The sequence below is a fragment of the Geothrix sp. genome, from assembly GCF_030219325.1.
Classification (GTDB): Bacteria; Acidobacteriota; Holophagae; order Holophagales; family Holophagaceae; genus Geothrix.
In genome coordinates, this window is the sequence record NZ_CP126625.1 from 3,386,844 (window position 1) to 3,402,882 (window position 16,039).

19 protein-coding genes are annotated in these 16,039 nt (G+C 68.4%); 17 read left to right on the plus strand and 2 right to left on the minus strand.

Features of this window, described 5'->3' with window-relative positions:
* Positions 1-38: 38 nt before the first annotated feature.
* The 9 genes from QOZ81_RS15050 to QOZ81_RS15090 all read left to right on the plus strand — a co-directional run bounded on the left by QOZ81_RS15050 (position 39) and on the right by QOZ81_RS15090 (position 7,067).
* A complete protein-coding gene (locus QOZ81_RS15050; protein WP_291204444.1) occupies positions 39-1,031 on the plus strand; it encodes an aldo/keto reductase in 993 nt (330 codons plus the stop codon).
* On the plus strand, positions 1,028-1,582 hold the full coding sequence (locus QOZ81_RS15055; RefSeq protein WP_291204441.1) for a thiamine phosphate synthase: 555 nt from the start codon (positions 1,028-1,030) through the stop codon (positions 1,580-1,582). The genes QOZ81_RS15050 and QOZ81_RS15055 overlap by 4 nt, the downstream gene beginning before the upstream one ends.
* Before the next feature lie 15 nt (positions 1,583-1,597).
* Positions 1,598-3,022 carry a mechanosensitive ion channel family protein gene (locus QOZ81_RS15060; protein ID WP_291204438.1) on the plus strand — a complete coding sequence of 475 codons (1,425 nt, stop codon included), beginning with the start codon at positions 1,598-1,600 and terminating at the stop codon, positions 3,020-3,022.
* A 51-nt stretch (positions 3,023-3,073) separates the two neighbouring features.
* Positions 3,074-3,334 (plus strand): hypothetical protein, encoded by a 261-nt coding sequence (locus QOZ81_RS15065; RefSeq protein WP_291204435.1) that lies wholly within the window; start codon positions 3,074-3,076, stop codon positions 3,332-3,334.
* A gap of 2 nt (positions 3,335-3,336) precedes the next feature.
* Positions 3,337-4,440: a 23S rRNA (adenine(2503)-C(2))-methyltransferase RlmN gene (rlmN, locus tag QOZ81_RS15070; RefSeq protein ID WP_291204432.1), complete on the plus strand. Its 1,104-nt coding sequence runs from the start codon at positions 3,337-3,339 to the stop codon at positions 4,438-4,440.
* A gap of 27 nt (positions 4,441-4,467) precedes the next feature.
* Positions 4,468-5,070 (plus strand): exopolysaccharide biosynthesis protein, encoded by a 603-nt coding sequence (locus QOZ81_RS15075; RefSeq protein WP_291204429.1) that lies wholly within the window; start codon positions 4,468-4,470, stop codon positions 5,068-5,070.
* Positions 5,070-5,861, plus strand: a complete 792-nt coding sequence (gene trmD / locus QOZ81_RS15080; RefSeq protein WP_291204426.1) for a tRNA (guanosine(37)-N1)-methyltransferase TrmD — start codon at positions 5,070-5,072, stop codon at positions 5,859-5,861. Before QOZ81_RS15075 ends, trmD begins: the two co-directional genes overlap by 1 nt.
* Before the next feature lie 107 nt (positions 5,862-5,968).
* On the plus strand, positions 5,969-6,328 hold the full coding sequence (gene rplS / locus QOZ81_RS15085; RefSeq protein ID WP_291204423.1) for a 50S ribosomal protein L19: 360 nt from the start codon (positions 5,969-5,971) through the stop codon (positions 6,326-6,328).
* Positions 6,329-6,533: 205 nt separating this feature from the next.
* Positions 6,534-7,067 carry an outer membrane beta-barrel protein gene (locus tag QOZ81_RS15090; RefSeq protein ID WP_291204420.1) on the plus strand — a complete coding sequence of 178 codons (534 nt, stop codon included), beginning with the start codon at positions 6,534-6,536 and terminating at the stop codon, positions 7,065-7,067.
* Positions 7,068-7,123: 56 nt separating this feature from the next.
* Here QOZ81_RS15090 and QOZ81_RS15095 read toward each other — a convergent pair whose 3' ends face one another.
* Together QOZ81_RS15095 and QOZ81_RS15100 are read right to left on the minus strand one after the other, a co-directional pair.
* The gene (locus QOZ81_RS15095; RefSeq protein ID WP_291204417.1) at positions 7,124-7,822 is read right to left on the minus strand and encodes an acid phosphatase; all 699 of its coding nucleotides are present in this window, start codon (positions 7,820-7,822) and stop codon (positions 7,124-7,126) included.
* 54 nt (positions 7,823-7,876) lie between these two features.
* A complete protein-coding gene (locus QOZ81_RS15100; RefSeq protein ID WP_291204415.1) occupies positions 7,877-9,346 on the minus strand; it encodes a menaquinone biosynthesis decarboxylase in 1,470 nt (489 codons plus the stop codon).
* Positions 9,347-9,530: 184 nt separating this feature from the next.
* On the opposite strand from QOZ81_RS15100, the gene rplU reads away from it, so the two are divergent.
* From rplU to QOZ81_RS15140, 8 genes are all read left to right on the plus strand, one after another.
* Entirely contained in the window at positions 9,531-9,842 is a 312-nt protein-coding gene (rplU, locus tag QOZ81_RS15105; RefSeq protein ID WP_291204412.1) for a 50S ribosomal protein L21, read from the plus strand.
* Between the two features lie 82 nt (positions 9,843-9,924).
* Entirely contained in the window at positions 9,925-10,185 is a 261-nt protein-coding gene (gene rpmA, locus QOZ81_RS15110) for a 50S ribosomal protein L27 (RefSeq protein WP_285576631.1), read from the plus strand.
* Between the two features lie 110 nt (positions 10,186-10,295).
* Positions 10,296-11,345 carry a GTPase ObgE gene (gene obgE / locus QOZ81_RS15115; RefSeq protein ID WP_291204408.1) on the plus strand — a complete coding sequence of 350 codons (1,050 nt, stop codon included), beginning with the start codon at positions 10,296-10,298 and terminating at the stop codon, positions 11,343-11,345.
* Positions 11,345-11,959: a nicotinate (nicotinamide) nucleotide adenylyltransferase gene (gene nadD / locus QOZ81_RS15120; RefSeq protein ID WP_291204405.1), complete on the plus strand. Its 615-nt coding sequence runs from the start codon at positions 11,345-11,347 to the stop codon at positions 11,957-11,959. Before obgE ends, nadD begins: the two co-directional genes overlap by 1 nt.
* A 17-nt stretch (positions 11,960-11,976) precedes the next feature.
* The gene (gene rsfS, locus QOZ81_RS15125; RefSeq protein WP_291204403.1) at positions 11,977-12,351 is read left to right on the plus strand and encodes a ribosome silencing factor; all 375 of its coding nucleotides are present in this window, start codon (positions 11,977-11,979) and stop codon (positions 12,349-12,351) included.
* Between the two features lie 12 nt (positions 12,352-12,363).
* Positions 12,364-13,617: a Glu/Leu/Phe/Val family dehydrogenase gene (locus QOZ81_RS15130; protein ID WP_291204400.1), complete on the plus strand. Its 1,254-nt coding sequence runs from the start codon at positions 12,364-12,366 to the stop codon at positions 13,615-13,617.
* Positions 13,614-14,534: a DUF535 family protein gene (locus QOZ81_RS15135; protein WP_291204398.1), complete on the plus strand. Its 921-nt coding sequence runs from the start codon at positions 13,614-13,616 to the stop codon at positions 14,532-14,534. Before QOZ81_RS15130 ends, QOZ81_RS15135 begins: the two co-directional genes overlap by 4 nt.
* 128 nt (positions 14,535-14,662) lie before the next feature.
* Positions 14,663-16,018, plus strand: coding sequence for an OmpP1/FadL family transporter (locus QOZ81_RS15140; protein WP_341849987.1), 1,356 nt, complete (start codon positions 14,663-14,665; stop codon positions 16,016-16,018).
* Positions 16,019-16,039 lie beyond the last annotated feature (21 nt).

Consider the following 16,039-nt stretch of genomic DNA (forward strand, 5'->3'; position numbering starts at 1 on the left):
CCGCCGCTTTAGCTTTCACCCCAACCTGGAGGCGCCCCATGGAACTGAGCAGCCTCGGCCTCGGCACCTACCTCGGCCCCTCCACGGAGACCGCCGACGCGGCCTACACCGAGGCCGCGGGAGCCTTCTTCGCCGCAGGAGGCACCGTCTTCGACACGGCCGCGAACTATCGCGGCGGCCGCTCGGAACGGGCCCTGGGCGCGGCTTTCCGGGGCATCCCCAGGGGCGATTTCTTCGTCTCGACCAAGGCCGGCTACATCCCCATGCCTGAGACCACCGATCCGGACGAGGGCCCCCGTGCCTGGTTCCATCGCGTGTTCGAAGCGCCCGGCATCCTCTCCCCTGACGACCTGGTCGACGGCTGCCACGCCATGACGCCCCGGTACCTGGCCCACCAGCTGGAGATCAGCCGGCAGGCCCTGGGCCTCGAAACGGTGGACCTGTTCCATCTCCACAACCCCGAGCAGCAGCTGGCCCACCTGGGCCCAGACGCCTTCTACGCCGCCGTCGAAAAGGCCTTCGAGGCCTGCGAGGGCTTCGTGCAGTCCGGGAAGATCCGCGCCTACGGCGTGGCCACCTGGAATGGATTCCGCCTTCCACCCGGCCAGGACGGACACCTGAGCCTGGCCCGGCTGCTGGCCGCCGCCTCATCGGCCGGGGGCCTGGACCACCACTTCCGCTGGATCCAGCTGCCCCTCAACCTCGCCATGCCCGAGGCCTACCTCGCCCCGACCCAGATGCTCGACGGCAAGGCCATGACCGCCCTGGGTGCCGCGCGGGCCGCCGGTCTGTCCGTGCAGACCTCCGCCTCCATCATGCAGGCGAGGATCCTCCGCCAGCTGCCGGATGGGTTCGCCGAGGCGCTCGGACTGCAGACGCCGGCCCAGGCCGCCCTGCAGTTCACCCGCTCCTGCCCGGGCGTGACCACCGCCCTCTGCGGCATGGGCCGCGCGGCCCACGTGACCGAGAACGTGGCGGTCATGGCCCTGCCGAAACTCGACCCCATCGCCCTGGAAAGCCTCTTCGGATGATCCTCCTGGCCATCACGCAGGGCATCGGCTTCGATCCCCAGGCCTGGCGGGGTGTGCTCACCAGCGGCGTGGATGCCTTCCTGATCCGGGAGAAGGGGCTTTCCGCCCGCGCGCTCCTGGAGGCGGCCCGCTGGTGCCAGGACACCGCACCGGGAGTGGAACTCTGGATCGGCGGCCGCCTGGATGTGGCCCTGGCCGTCGGCTGCGGACTCCACGCGCCCGAGGCCCACCCGGAGGTCGGACCCGGCCTCGTGCCCCTTTCCCGCCCCCTCCACGGGGAGGAGCAGTGGGCAGGCCGCAGCGTCGTGGAGCAGCTGCTGGTCGCACCCATCTTCGCCACCCCCGGCAAGACCGCCCCCTGGGGGCCGCAGCGCCTGCACCGCTTTCTCGATGGCCTGCCCGGCTCGGGACCGCGGATCCTCGCCCTGGGTGGCGTGGACCCCCTGAATGCCCGCCCGCTCCAGCACCCCCGCCTGGCCGGTTTCGCCGCCATCCGTCCGTTCTGGAGTGGCGATCCTGCGGGGGCCGTGGCCCGGTTTCGGGGGCAGTAAGGGTATCCTCTCCCCATGTTCAGGGATCTGCGGGAGAGGGTCAGCGCGCCGCGCCGCATGGTGGCCTGGGTCCTGCTGGTTCTCCTGCTGGTGGCGGCGGCCTTCGTGCTGCCGCACATGACGCCGCACCCCGCCGTCCATCGGGCCGCCGACGTGATCCTCTGGTCCGCCCTGGCCTACGGGGCCGTCCGGCTCGTCTCGTTCCTGCTGCTCGACCCCCTGCTGAGCCACCGCCAGACCGCCACCCCGGGCTTCGCCAGGGACCTCATCGTCGTGGCGCTGTACCTGGTGGCCGCGGGCGGCATGCTGCGCGAAGTCCTGCAGGTGAGCCTGGGCCAGCTGCTGGGCACCGGCGCCATCGCCGCGGCCGTGGTGGGCCTCAGCCTCCAGGAGGTGCTCGGCAACCTCTTCGCGGGGATCTCCCTGCACCTGGACCCGGCCTTCCGCGAAGGGGACTGGGTGGAGATCACCGGCAACCTGCGGGGCGGGCCGGGTCGCGAAACGCTCATCGGGCAGGTGGAGGCCATGACCTGGCGCACGGTGCAGCTCCGCACCGAGAACGGCGACATGGACATCCTGCCCAACCGAGTCATCGCCCAGGCCGTCGTGACCAACCTCTACGTGCCCTCCGGGCTCCATCGGCGCACGGCCAAGGTCATCGTCGAACCGAGACCCGACCTGCACGCGGCCATCGACCGGCTGACGCGGGCCCTGGCGGGCCTGCCCCACCACCCGCCGCACTACCCCGAGGTGGTGGTCCACAGCACCGACATGGGCGGGGCGGTGTTGGAGATGCGCTTCTGGGCCCTGGGTTTCCGGCATGGCCGCCAGGCCACCTTCCAGGCCACGCGGCTGGCGGCCACGGTCCTCCCCCGGGAGGGATTCCGGCTGATGGGTCCGCATGGCCCCACCCCGCTGGTGGCCTTCCCGGAGCCCGTACCCGGAACCGCCCTGATGGGCGACATCGTCCGCGAGCTGGGCCTTCCCGAGCACTGGATCGAGGATCTCCGCCCCCACCTGCGGCGACGCCTGCTGGCCCCCGGGGAGGGCGTCATCCGCGCGGGCGACCCCGGCAATTCCCTCTTCGCCGTCCACCGCGGCACCCTCCAGGTGGTCCGCGCCGAGGAGCGCCAGGACCCCTACACGGGACTGTTCTGGAAACCCCTGGCGGATCTGGGTCCGGGCCAGTGGTTCGGCGAGGCCAGCCTGTTGACGGGCGCTCCCCGCAACGCCACGGTGGTGGCCGCCACGGAGGCCGAAGTCCTCGAGCTGCCCAAGGAGGCCTTCGAGGCCTCCCTGAAGCGCGAGCCGGAACTTCTGGATCGGCTGGTGGACCTGATGGAACGCCGGGAATCGCAGGCCGCGGAGGTGCCGCTGCCGAAGGAGGGCCGCCGGTCCCAGTGGGCCCGGCAGGTACGGGTCTGGTTCGGTCTGGGCTGACCCGACCGGACTGTAGAACCCCCACTGTTATCCTGATGGAAGGGAGGGGCCATGGACTTGCCAGACCATCTGCATCACCTGGTGAGCGAGCTGGGCGATTCCCTGGTGAAGGCTCTGTCCGAGGATGACCACTGTCGGGACCTCGCCTTCCAGATCCAGGCCAAGGGCTACGGCCTGATGCTGATCCTGGAGGCCTCCCCCATGAACATCGGCCCCCGGGAAGCCTCGGATTCCGAGGACCCGGAAGCACCTCAGCCCTTCTCAGAGGACGACCTGCACCTGATGAAGTCCTTCAAGATCCGGATGGACTGAGGGTGGCCGCGCTCTGGGACGCCCCGGCGCCGGAAGCCGGACCCGGCCCGCGTCCCAACGCCGCGGGCCTCGACCGCGCCGAACTGGGCTCGCTGCTGGCGGGCCTGGGTGAACCCGCCTGGCGGGGGAAGCAGGTCTTCTCCGGCCTGCTGCGCCAGCGATGGACGCAGTGGGAGCAGTTCACGAACCTTTCGAAGGCCCTTCGCAGCCGGCTCGAAGCCGAGGTGGATCTGGCCTGGCCCCTCATCATCCAGAGCCAGAGCTCGCTGGACGGATCCACCAAGCATGTGTTCGAGCTGGGGGACCGGAAGCAGGTGGAGGGCGTCCACATGCCCTACGAGGACCGGGTGACGCTCTGCCTCTCCAGCCAGGTGGGCTGCGCCATGGGATGCACCTTCTGCGCCACGGGCCAGATGGGCATCATCCGCAACCTCACGGCGGCCGAGATCGTGGGCCAGGTGGTGGCCATGCTGAACCACCACGGGCACCCCGCGGACCGTCCGGTCAACCTGGTCTTCATGGGCATGGGCGAGCCACTGCACAACTTCGACCACCTCATGGCCGCCTTCGCCACGCTGACCGATCCGGAGGGTCTTGCCATCCCGCCCCGCCGCATCACCGTGTCCACCTCGGGCCTGGTGAGCGGCATCGACCGGCTGGGCGCCTTCACCCGCCGCCCGCGCCTGGCCCTCAGCCTGAATGGCACCACCGACGCACACCGCTCGGCCATCATGCCGGTGAACCGTGTCTGGAATCTCGAGGCTCTGGCGGCGGCCCTGGGCCGTTTCCCCCTGCAGCCCGGCGAGCGCATCACCCTCGAGTACGTGCTGCTGAAGGGCCTGACCGACGGCCCCGAAGACGGCCGCCGCCTGGTCGCCTTCGCCCGCCGCTTCCCCGCCAAGGTGAACCTCATCCCCTTCAATCCCCATGAGGGCTCGGGCTTCGAGCCTCCGGACGAGACCCGCATCAGCGCCCTCTGCCGCCTGCTGTCCGAGGCGGATCTCCCGGTCAGCGTTCGCCGCAGCCGGGGCCAGGATGTGGCCGGGGCCTGCGGACAGCTGGTGCGCGAAGGACATTCGCGCAAACCCCTGAGGACTGAGGACTGAGGACTTTTTTTCCGTCATGCTGGACGGGTGCAACCCACGCCCAAGCCCTTCTTCGAGACCCTTCACGCCCTCCTCGACGCGGAAGGCGAGATCACGCTGGGAGAGCTTCTGGATGCCGCTGGCGAACAGACCTATGGATTCCTGGTGCTGCTGCTCTCGCTGCCGAACCTCATCCCGGGGCTGAACATCGGCCTGGCACCGGTGGGCGGCATCGGGCTCATTGGCTTGGGCGCGCAGCTGTTCTGGGGCACGCACCATCCCTGGGTCCCCCGTCGCGTCCAGGCCCAGCCCATCCACAAGGGGCACATCAAGAACGCCCTCGCCAAGTTCGAGGCGCAGCTCAGCCGGTTCCGGTGGCGGGGTGCGCAGCAGCGGCCCCTGAGCCACCGCTGGATGGGCGCCTGCATCGCCTGGACGGGCTTCCTGCTGGCGCTCCCCGTTCCGCTTCCCTTCGGCAACCAGCTTCCGGCGGCCATCCTCTGCCTGCTGGGCGCGGCCCTGCTGGAGGAACGCCCCGCCTGGGCCTGGATTGGCGCCGCCGCGTCCCTGGGGAATACCCTCTATTTCGCCTCCAGCTTCGGCCTGATCGCACGAACCTGCGTGAAAGCCTTCCACGCGCTGGTGCATTGATGCGTTTCGATGCCCTGACCCTCTTCCCCGAATTCTTCGAGGTGGCCCGCCTCGGCATCACCGGACGCGCCTTCCGGGAGCGGGGGCACGGCCTGCACACCCACAGCTACCGCCCCTTCGCCGGCAATGCCTTTGGCCACGTGGACGACTCCCCCTTCGGCGGCGGCCCCGGCATGGTGCTGCGCCCCGAGGTGCTGCGTGACACCCTGGCTTCCGTGCCCCGGCAGGGCTCGAGCCGCGTCATCCACTTCAGCCCCGCGGCCCCGCCGCTCACCCATGCCGGGGTGCTGGAGCTGGCCCGGCTGGATCAGCTGATCCTGGTCTGCACCCGCTACGAGGGGCTGGATCAGCGGGCCGTCGAGCGCTGCATCGACGAGGAGTTCAGCATCGGCGAGGCCGTCCTCAGCGGCGGCGAGCTGCCGGCCCTCTTCCTCATCGATGCCGTCTGCCGCTGGCTGCCCGGGGTGTTGGGGAACGAGGCTTCCGCGGAGCAGGACAGCTTCGCCACGGGCCTGCTGGACCACCCCCACTACACCCGCCCCGCGGCCTTCGAAGGCCTGGAGGTGCCCGGCGTCCTCCAGGGCGGCGATCACGGGGCCATCCGCCTCTGGCGCCTCCGGGAGGCCATGGCCCGCACCCGGCGGCTTCGGCCCGACCTCTGGGCCACCTTCCTCCAGGAGCGCCTGCCCGGCCTGGACCGCCCCGCCCAATGGTGCGCCTGGCAGGTGGAGCATCCCGCGGACTGGGACCGGCCGAAGCCCAAGGGGTGGAAGGGGTGGAGGCGCGAATGAGCGCTTCCCTTCCGGCCGGTTTCCGCTAGACTGGTGGACTCCCCGTCTGGGGACTTTCGAGCCATGTCCGCCGAACTCGGTGTGGGACCGCTGGCCCAGGAGCCCACATGAGCCACATCATCGATCAGCTCGAAGCCAGCCTGCTTCGCCACGACCTCCCGCGCATCCAGCCCGGCGACACCGTCAAGGTGCACGTCAAGGTGAAGGAAGGCGAAAAGGAGCGCATCCAGCTCTTCCAGGGCATCGTCATCGGCATCAAGGGCGGCGGCATGCGCACCTCCTTCACCGTCCGCAAGGTCGCGAGCGGCGTGGGCGTCGAGCGCATCTTCCCCCTCAACAGCCCCACCATCGACAAGCTGGAAGTCATCCGCCATGGCAAGGTCCGCCGCGCCAAGCTCTACTTCCTGCGCGAGAAGCTCGGCAAGGCCGGCCGCCTCAAGGAGCGCCGCACGGACGGCGGCGAGTAGGCTCCACCTTCCCTTCGAAAAGGCGCCCAGACGGGCGCCTTTTTTTATCGATAATCTCTCGACCACAATGACTAACTCAATTTAGTTCTTTATTTCTACCCATGTTTTCTTTCATCAAACCTGGCCGGCCACTCGCATTCCATGGGAAAATGGACCCGGGTCCCAAGGCGGTTCCAGTCGAGTCCGCCACCTCCCGGGAGGAATCATGAAAACCTCGTCGCTTCCCATCCTGGCCATCCTGGTCGCGGCTACCGGGTCTCTCCTGGCCGAAGCACCCAGGTATGGCGTGCAGGGCCTGGTGAACGTCCCCCTGGGCGACCTGAAAACCTATGTGGACAGCAAGCCGGGACCCGGGATCGGGGTCCATGGGACCTTCGACTTGGGCGATGGCCACATGGTGCGCCCGCGCCTCGACTACAGCGTCTACCCGGAGGCTTCGTTCGCGACAGTGAAGCAGACGGCTTCCTACCTCAGTCTGGGCGGCGACTACCTCTACTTCGTCGCGGGAAAACCCGAAGGGCTGTATCTCACCGCCGGCCTGTCGGCCATCCGCTGGTCCTTCGAGCACAAGGACCCCACCTCCAAGGTGAGCAGCGACACCACCAAGGCTGGCCTGGCCTTCGGCGTGGGCTACCAGTGGAACGCCACCGTGGGCACCGAGGCCCGGTGGCTGCACTCGCAGGTGGCCAGCGGTTTCACGGCCGATGCCCTGCAGGCGGGGATCACGGTCCGCTTCTGAGCCCCCGCCAGCCTGCACCTTGAGACTCGCCCGGGGGCATGGCACATGGAATCCGATCAGGGCTTGGCGAGCCCCGGCCATTCGGCCGCCCGGGCCGCCTCAACCAGGGTCCGGTTCTGCGGATCGGCCAGCCAGGCAGCCCCGAGCTTCTCGGCCAGTCGCTGCCCGGCTTCGATGTCGGAGGGATAGTGGACCCCGCCGATCACTCGATCGACACCCACCAGACGGCCCTGGGCCAGCAGGGCCTCCCGCCACTCCGGGACCAGGTCGGCCAGCACCATGGCGTAGGCCAGGCCACGGGTCGCGTGGCCACTGGGATAGGAGGGACTGGTCTCCAGTTCGATGGCGGGGCGGACCCGGGGATCCGCCTGGTAGGGACGGGGCCTCATGAAGTGCTTCTTGAGGCCATCGGTGACGACCTTGATGTCCTTCCCCACCTTGTCGATGAGTGCGGCCGTCTTCGGGTACCGGGCCTCCTCCAGGGGGACTCCGATCGCCTGCGCATAGGCCCCCAGTCCGAGTTTCACTTCCGAGAGGGCACGCTGCACCTCCGGTGCCGTCCGGGTTCTCTGATGCCACAACACGATGGCGAGATCGGCCTTGCCTCCGTCCGAATCCACGGCTGGAGGGGCTCCGAGGAAGGTGGCCCACGCCTTGGCCTGATCGGCCTGAGCCGGGGCCTGCGCCCACAGGGACGGAGCACCGGGCAGCAACAAGGCCAGGGCCAGGACCGGGATCGTGAAGGACCTGCGCATGGAACCTCCGGAAAACGATCAGTATGGGGAGCCCCTGTGACGGCCCCGTGAAGCTTAGAATCCGTACTCCTTCCAGCGCCGGCCCACCCGATCCAGGAGCTCGTCGGGGAACACCAGATCGCGGGGCCATTCCCTGGCATAGCCATCCCAGGGGCGGTTCTTGCGCGTGGCATCAATGCCCACCTTGCTGCCGAAGGCGAAGCGGTCGGCGGCGTGGTCCAGCACGTCCAGCGGGCCTTCCGTGAACAGCATGTCGCGCCTGGGATCCACGTTGCTGGTGAGGCGGAAGAGGACTTCATTCATGTCGTGCGGATCGATGTCCTCATCCACCACCACGATGCCCTTGGTGAACATGATCTGGCCCGTGCCCCAGATGGCGTTCATCACCTTCTGTGCATGACCCGGGTATTCCTTCTTCATGGAGAGGATCACAAGGTTGTGGAAGGCGCCGGCCGCGGGCAGGTGCATGTCGCGGATCTCGGGCAGCACCATGCGGAGGAGCGGCAGGAAGATGCGCTCGGTGGCCAGGCCCAGATAGGCGTCCTCCTGGGGCGGACGGCCCACGATGGTGGCGGGAAAGACTGGGTTCTTCCGCATGGTGATGGCTTCCACGTGCAGCACGGGGTAGTCGTCGGCCAGGGAGTAGTAGCCCGTGTGGTCGCCGAAGGGGCCCTCGCGGCGCAGCTCGCCGGGGTTCACGTAGCCTTCGACGACGAGCTCCGAATCGGCCGGGACCTCTAGGTCGTTCGTCACGCAGGACACCATCTCAATGCCCTCGCCCCTCAGGAAGCCCGCGAACATCACCTCGCTGAGGAAGGGCGGCAGGGGTGCCGTGGCCGCGTAGGTCAGCGCCGGATCGCCGCCAAAGCTCACGGCCACGGGCATGCGCTCGTCCTTGCCGTAGCCATGGCGGTTGCGGGCGCCGTCGTGGTGCAGTTGGGTGTGGAAGCCCAGGGTGCGGTCGTCGTAGACCTGCAGGCGGTATAGGCCCACGTTGCGGTGCCCGGTTTGCTTATTGCGGGTGTGGCTCATGCCCAGGGTGATGAAGGGGCCGCCGTCCTCGGGCCAGGTGGTGAGCACCGGCAGGTCGCTGAGCTTCACCTGGTCGCCCTTGAGCACGATCTCCTGACAGATGCCCCTGCGCACGCTCTTGGGCATCCAGTTGCTCACTTCGGCCAGCACCGGCAGCTTGGCCAGCTTCTCGAAGAAGCCCGTGCCGGGCTTGGGCATGGCCTCCTGGACCAGCTTCTCGATGCGGTCCGCGATGGCATCCAGGCCGCGGGGCTCCTGGTCCACACCCAGGGCCACCTCCATGCGCTTGAGGCTGCCGAAGGCGTTCATGGCCACGGGCATGGCCTTGCCGGTAGGCTTTTCGAAGAGCAGGGCCTTGCCACCTCCGGGCTCCTTGGAGACCCGGTCGGCCACCGCCCCCATTTCCAGATAGGGATCCACCTCGGGGGCCACCCGGGCCAGCTCGCCAGCGGCCTCGAGCTGCTTCAGGAAGGTCTGGAAGTCGCGGCCCATGGGAGTCTCCGGATCCCGATCATCCCATCAGGGGGGACTCCCTGGAACCCAATGCCCCCAGGTTCATGAATTTCCCTTGAGAGAACAGGCCTTTCCCCGCATACTGATGGGCCTTGCCCTGGCCATGGGCTCCCAAGCGCGTCCGATGGACTGCCGCCCATGTGCCCCAACCAAAGAGGTTTTCATGTTCGCAATCATCAAGACCGGCGGGAAGCAGTACCGCGTCTCCGAAGGCGACGTCATCCGCGTCGAGACGCTGGAGCAGGATCCCAAGCAGGCCGTCACCTTCGATCAGGTGCTCCTCATCGACAACGACGGCGACCTGAAGGTGGGCAAGCCCACCCTGGCCGGCGCCACCGTCGAGGCCGTCGTCGTCACCCATGACCGCGCCAAGAAGGTGATCATCTTCAAGAAGAAGCGCACCACCACCTACCAGCGCACCCAGGGCCATCGCCAGAACTACACGGAAGTGCGGATCAAGAGCATCAAGGCCTAGTCCGGCTGTTTTCGCCGCAGGCGAAAACAGGTAGAGAACAGCCTTCCAATTCACACGACATCCAAACTGAAGAGGTAATTCCATGGCTCACAAAAAAGGCGTAGGTTCCAGCCGCAACGGTCGCGATTCCCACTCCCAGCGCCTCGGCGTCAAGGAGTTCGGCGGTGAGCAGGTCACCGGCGGCTCCATCCTCGTCCGCCAGCGCGGCACCAAGTTCAAGGCCGGCATCAACGTCGGCATGGGCAAGGACCACACCCTGTTCGCCCTCATCGACGGCAAGGTGCGCTTCCAGGACAAGGGCCAGAGCGGCCGCTTCATCCACATCGATCCCATCGAGGGTTGATGTTGTCCGGGGGTCCCGCGCTGCGCGCACACCCCCGGAGCCCCCACGCACAGGCCGGGCGGAGCCCGGCCTGTGCTCATTCCACACCCACCAGGAAGTGAAGACCCACCATGTTCCTTGACCAAGTCCAGCTCCGCGTTGCTGCCGGCCACGGCGGTGCAGGCGCCATGAGCTTCCGCCGCGAGAAGTTCGCCCCCGAGGGCGGCCCCGACGGCGGCGACGGCGGCAAGGGCGGCTCCGTGTTCCTCCGCGCCAACAGGGCCCTGAACACCCTCAACCCTTACCGCAGCAAGCGCGACTTCAGCGCCGAGCGCGGGCGCCAGGGTGAGGGCTGCATGCGCCACGGCTGCGATGGCAAGGACATCTGGCTGGAGGTTCCCCTCGGCACCGTGGTGAAGGACGGCGACACCGGCGAGGTGCTGGCGGAGCTGCTCTCCCACGCCGAGGAGGTCTGCGTGGCCCGCGGTGGCCGTGGCGGCCTGGGCAACACGAATTTCAAGAGCTCCACCAACCGCACCCCGCGCCACCACCAGCCCGGTGAGGACGGCGAGGAGCGCAACCTCGACCTCGAGCTCAAGATGATCGCCGACGTGGGCCTGGTGGGCTTCCCCAATGCGGGCAAGAGCACCCTGGTGAGCCGCCTCAGCGCGGCCCGGCCCAAGATCGCCGACTACCCCTTCACCACCCTGGAGCCGCAGCTCGGCGTGGTGAGCCTGGACCGCTTCGGCGGCGACATCATGGACTCCTGGGTCATCGCCGACATCCCCGGCCTCATCGAGGGCGCCGCCAGTGGTGCCGGCCTGGGCATCCAGTTCCTCCGCCACGTGGAGCGCACCCGCATGCTGCTGCAGCTGGTGGATCTCTCCGACCCCATGGAAGAGCCCGCCTACGCCGTCCGCATCATCGAGGGCGAGGTGCAGGCCTTCAGCCCCGTGCTGGCCGCCAAGCCCCGCTGGCTGGTGGGCACCAAGCTGGACGCCCTCCAGGACGACAGCCGCCGCGATGCCTTTGTGTCCCTCTGCAAGGCCCGCGGCCAGGAACCCATCTTCATCTCGGGCGTCACCGGCGAGGGGCTGCGCGAGCTGGCCTTCGCCGTGGACGATGCCCTGAAGGTGCTGGCCGGCCAGAAGAAGGCCACCCCCAAAGACGAGGTCTGGTAGTGCGCATCGGCCTCCTCGGGGGAGCGTTCAATCCCCCTCATGAAGGCCATCTGAAGCTGGCGCGCCTGGCTCTGGAGCACCTTGACCTGGATGAACTGCGCTTCGTCCCCACCGCCCTCAGCCCCCACAAGCCCGATCCCGGAGGACCCGGCGCCGAAGCGCGCCTGCGCCTGCTCGAAGAGGCCCTGGCGGGGTTCGACCCCCGGTGCCGGGTGGAACCGCTGGAGCTCCAGCGCGGCGGCACCAGCTACACCGTGGACACCCTGGAGACCCTCGCCGAGCGGGAGCCGGATCGGTCCTGGATCCTCCTCATGGGCAGCGACCAGCTGCCTGGCCTGCCCACCTGGCGCCGGCCGGAGCGCATCTTCGAGCTGGCCTCGGCCGCCGTGGCCCTGCGCCCCGGCGCCCCCTTCCTGCTGCCTGAGGTGCCAGGGCTCCACACCTCCACCACCTGGAGTGGGCGGCCCGGCGAGCTGGTGGCCCTGCCCGCCACTGACCTGGACCTGGCCTCCTCGAAGCTCCGGACGCGGCTGCAAGCCTTGCCGGACGAGGATCCCGGGGGGCTCCCCCCCCAAGTTCTGGGTACCATCCGAACCGAAAACCTGTATCGTTAGCCTGCTCTGGAGCCCGCATGACCCTTGATTCCCGGCTCGCGACCGTCGTCGACGCCGCCCGGTCCAAGAAAGCCTTCCGCATCCGCCTCGTGGACGTGAGCCAGATCGCCAGCTTCACCGACACCATGGCCTTCATGAGCGGCGGCAGCGATCGTCAGAACCGCGCCATCGCGGAAGCCATCGAGGATGCCCTGAAACTGGCCGACGAGCGTCCCATCTCCCGCGAGGGCGAGGCCAACGGCAACTGGGTCCTGCTCGACTACGGCAACCTCGTGGTCCACGTCATGGACGAGGAGACCCGCCGCCACTACAACCTCGAAGGCCTGTGGAGCACCGGCCTCGAGCTCGAACTGCCCGCCGAAACCCATCCCGATTCCGAAGTCCGCTCCTAGGAGACGACCTCCATGCCCGCCGCCCCGATCAATCCCTACGAAGCGATGCAAGCCCGGCTGCGGGTGGCCGCCCAGCTCTACGGGCTGGATGACGCCCTCTTCAAGGTGTTCATGGCCCCCAACCGGTCCATGATCGTGAGCCTGCCCGTGCTCATGGACAATGGCCACTGGGAGGTCTTCACGGGCTACCGCGTCCAGCACAACGTGGCCCGCGGCCCCGCCAAGGGCGGCATCCGCTACGACCTGAACGTCAGCCTGGAGGAGATCAAGGCCCTGGCCGCCTGGATGACCTGGAAGTGCGCCGTGGTGGACGTGCCCTTCGGCGGCGGCAAGGGCGGCATCGTGTGCGATCCCAACCGCCTCAGCGTGGGCGAGAAAGAGCGGCTCACCCGCCGCTACATCGCCGAGATCATGGACATCATCGGCCCTGACCGCGACGTGCCCGCCCCGGACATGGGCACGGACGCCCAGACCATGGCCTGGGTGCTCGATACCTACAACATGCACGTCCGGCGGACGGAGAACGCCGTCGTGACCGGCAAGCCCCTGGGTCTGGGGGGGAGCCTGGGACGCAACGAGGCCACCGGCCGCGGCGTGCTCATCACCGCCCGCGAGGCCATGCAGCGCCTGGGCAAGCCCCTGGCCGGCGCCACCGTGGCCGTGCAGGGCTTCGGCAACGTGGGCAGCCAGGCCGCGCGCCTGCTGCACGAGGCCGGCGCCCGCATCGTGGCCGTCAGCGACCTCAAGGGTGCCATCAAGAACGACCGCGGCCTCGACATCCACGCGCTGCTGAAGCACGTGGCCGAAGCGAAGACCGTCACCGGCTTCAAGGGTTCGGAGCCCATGGAGGCCGCCTCGCTCCTGACCCACGCCGTGGACATCCTGGTGCCGGCCGCCTCCGAGAACCAGATCACCGAGGAGAACGCGGCCCACGTGCGGGCCAAGGTCATCGTGGAAGGTGCCAACGGGCCGACCACCCCCGAGGCCGATCCCATCCTGCTCGAGCATGGGGTCCTCGTGGTGCCGGACATCCTGGCGAACGTCGGGGGCGTCACCGTCAGCTACTTCGAGTGGGTGCAGAACCGCCAGGGCTTCTACTGGCGCGAGCGCGAGGTCAACGAGCGGCTCGTGGACTACATGACCCACGCCTTCCAGGCCACCTTCGCCACCACGGACAAGTACAAGACCAACCCCCGCATCGGCGCCTACATCCTGGCCCTCGACCGCGTCGCCCAGGCCATGAAGTACCGCGGATTCTACGCGTGATCCAAGGCTACATCCAGGTCTCCCGGAAGGCCTGGGCTTACAGCGCCCAGGCCTATGGGACACCACCTGGGCAGGGGAAGCACCTCAAAAGGCACCTCCGCTGGGCGGCCCTGGCCGTCCTCCGGGAGGCCGCCGTCCAGGGCTGGTTCTCCTTCCTGGAGGAAGCGGTCATCCGGCCCTTCGTGACGGCCAATCCCAGGCTGGCCTTCCGGCCCATGGGAACCTACATGTCCCGCCGGTGGGGCTGGTCCAGGCGCTTCAAGGTGATCCGCGAAACCTACTTCTTCGTGAACGCGAAGGGCGGAGTCTTCCAGGAGGCCATGCTCCGGCAGGACGGGCTCCTGCTGGCCAGGATCCCCCTCGAGAAGACGGGGGCCATGAACCTCCGGATGCGCGCCGACGCTCAGTTCCGCAAAGAGGGGGAGATCGGCGTCTTCCTGGAGATCGACGGCATCCCGGGCTCCGTCAGCTCTTTCGCCTGCTCCCTGGAGCGCCTCCCCACGGGCTGGACCTGCTATGTCGGCGCCCTGCAGGGCCGGAAGGGCGGCGATGAGGAGACCATCAAGCTCGCCACCAAGGCCATGCATGGCCTTCGGCCCAAGGCACTGATGGCCTTCGTGGCCCAGGAGGTCGCGCGGTCCCTGCGCGTGGCCAGTCTGCTCGGGGTGGGCAATGACATCCATGTGGCCCGGGCCAGGATTCTCGGCCCCGCCAAGAAGATCCTCTTCGACTACGACGACCTTTGGCTGGAAGCCGGGGGCATCCGCCAGCCTGATGGCTGGTACCAACTGCCCTTGAAGGCCCCCCGGAGAGGGCCAGAGGAGATCAAGCCCAATAAACGGTCCATGTACGCCAAACGGTACGCCTTCATGGACAGCCTCTCGCGGCAGATCCGGACCGTCCTCACGGCCTCCTGAGCGGCCTGACTGCGACGGCGGTCACAGCCGCTGCGGGGAGGCCCCAACCCGGGCATGATTGACGAGTGCAACTTCTCCGCAGCGCGCCGGGTCTCATCCCTTGGCTCCTCCTCCTCGGAGGGGGCGGGATGGTGTTGTCAGCGCAGACGCCCATCGGCACCCTGATCTCGGAACAGTCCCGCACCAACTTCACCGTGCAGGGCGCCGGAGCCCGCGCCATGGGCCTGGGGGGGGCCTTCATCGCCGTGGCGGACGATGCGACCGCAGTCTCATTCAACCCCGCGGGCCTGGCACAGCTTCTCCATCCCGAAGTCAGCTTCGTGGCTCGCGGCACCCAGCGCTCCGTGCGGTACGAAGACTTCGAGACCTCGAACCGGGGCCGGGTCCTGGCCGTCAGCGATTCCCTCGTCAGCAGTACCCGCTTCGACCCGCTGTTCATCTCCGCCACCGCCCCCCTGCAGGTCGGCAGCCGGAACCTGGTGCTCCAGCTGTCCATCCAGCGGGCTTTCGCCCTCACCGACCACACCCAACGCACCCTGACCGAATCCCCCGTCACCACCTCCTCCCAACTGCCGTCCAACCTGGTCCAGGACATCACCCAGACCGGGCAGATCGACCTCTATTCGTTCGCAGCCGCCTACGAGCTGTCGCAGCGGGTCCTCGCGGGCTTCTCCTACAACCAGTGGCGCGGCCGCTGGGACATCACCTCGGCGAGCCTCCACACCTCGGGGGCAACCACGGCGGCCGTGACCTTCCGCCAGACCAATGCCGTGGACGGCGAGAACCTCAACCTCGGCCTCATCTGGCGCTGGCCCACCTGGAGCTTCGGGCTCGTCCACCGCACGGGGTTCCACGCCGACTACACCTTTGCCACCCAGCTGGCCACCAACCTCCCCCAGGGTGGATTCACCGGATCCCCCATGACCACGGGGCTGCACTGGCCTTCGGGATCCGGCGTGGGCTATGCCTACCGTCCCACCGACCAGTGGCTCATCACGGCAGACCTGTCGCACACCCTGTGGTCCACCACCCGGTACATGTCGGATTCCACCCGGCTGAACGGGCAGAGCTTCTTCGATTTCGACAAGGGAAGCCGGACTCCGAACGCCACCGACCTCCACCTCGGAACGGAATTCCTGCACATCACCCCCAGCGGATCCGTGATTCCCATCCGGGGTGGCCTCAGTCGCGAACCGCAGCCGGTGGTGGACGCGCTGACCGGCCTGCAGCGCATCATGTACCGGGTCTCCATCGGCAGTGGCCTCAAGCGGGGGGCCCTGGGCCTCGATGTGGCCTACCGGTACGGCTGGTCCAACCGGCGGGTCTCGCAGGCGCTCGAGGTGGATCAACTCCTGACCCACACGGGGTCCACTTCCCTGGGGACCGAACGGATCCGCGAGCACCGGCTGGACCTGTCCGCCATCGCCCAGTTCGACCGCAAGCCCCTGGAACGTCTTCTCCGCTACCTCTTCGTGGGGGGTTGAGGTGGGGCGCAGGTGCCTTGG

What these genes read in the sequence shown, in the direction of transcription:
- QOZ81_RS15100 (WP_291204415.1), bottom strand. Translation starts at nt 9,346, where the DNA reads ATGGGCCGCGACTTCCAGACCTTCCTGAAGCAGCTCGAGGCCGCTGGC.
- trmD (WP_291204426.1), top strand. Translation starts at nt 5,070, where the DNA reads ATGCGTTTCGATGCCCTGACCCTCTTCCCCGAATTCTTCGAGGTGGCC.
- rsfS (WP_291204403.1), top strand. Translation starts at nt 11,977, where the DNA reads ATGACCCTTGATTCCCGGCTCGCGACCGTCGTCGACGCCGCCCGGTCC.
- QOZ81_RS15055 (WP_291204441.1), top strand. Translation starts at nt 1,028, where the DNA reads ATGATCCTCCTGGCCATCACGCAGGGCATCGGCTTCGATCCCCAGGCC.
- QOZ81_RS15060 (WP_291204438.1), top strand. Translation starts at nt 1,598, where the DNA reads ATGTTCAGGGATCTGCGGGAGAGGGTCAGCGCGCCGCGCCGCATGGTG.
- obgE (WP_291204408.1), top strand. Translation starts at nt 10,296, where the DNA reads ATGTTCCTTGACCAAGTCCAGCTCCGCGTTGCTGCCGGCCACGGCGGT.
- rpmA (WP_285576631.1), top strand. Translation starts at nt 9,925, where the DNA reads ATGGCTCACAAAAAAGGCGTAGGTTCCAGCCGCAACGGTCGCGATTCC.
- QOZ81_RS15130 (WP_291204400.1), top strand. Translation starts at nt 12,364, where the DNA reads ATGCCCGCCGCCCCGATCAATCCCTACGAAGCGATGCAAGCCCGGCTG.
- QOZ81_RS15065 (WP_291204435.1), top strand. Translation starts at nt 3,074, where the DNA reads ATGGACTTGCCAGACCATCTGCATCACCTGGTGAGCGAGCTGGGCGAT.
- QOZ81_RS15095 (WP_291204417.1), bottom strand. Translation starts at nt 7,822, where the DNA reads ATGCGCAGGTCCTTCACGATCCCGGTCCTGGCCCTGGCCTTGTTGCTG.
- rplU (WP_291204412.1), top strand. Translation starts at nt 9,531, where the DNA reads ATGTTCGCAATCATCAAGACCGGCGGGAAGCAGTACCGCGTCTCCGAA.
- QOZ81_RS15050 (WP_291204444.1), top strand. Translation starts at nt 39, where the DNA reads ATGGAACTGAGCAGCCTCGGCCTCGGCACCTACCTCGGCCCCTCCACG.
- rplS (WP_291204423.1), top strand. Translation starts at nt 5,969, where the DNA reads ATGAGCCACATCATCGATCAGCTCGAAGCCAGCCTGCTTCGCCACGAC.
- QOZ81_RS15090 (WP_291204420.1), top strand. Translation starts at nt 6,534, where the DNA reads ATGAAAACCTCGTCGCTTCCCATCCTGGCCATCCTGGTCGCGGCTACC.
- QOZ81_RS15140 (WP_341849987.1), top strand. Translation starts at nt 14,663, where the DNA reads ATGGTGTTGTCAGCGCAGACGCCCATCGGCACCCTGATCTCGGAACAG.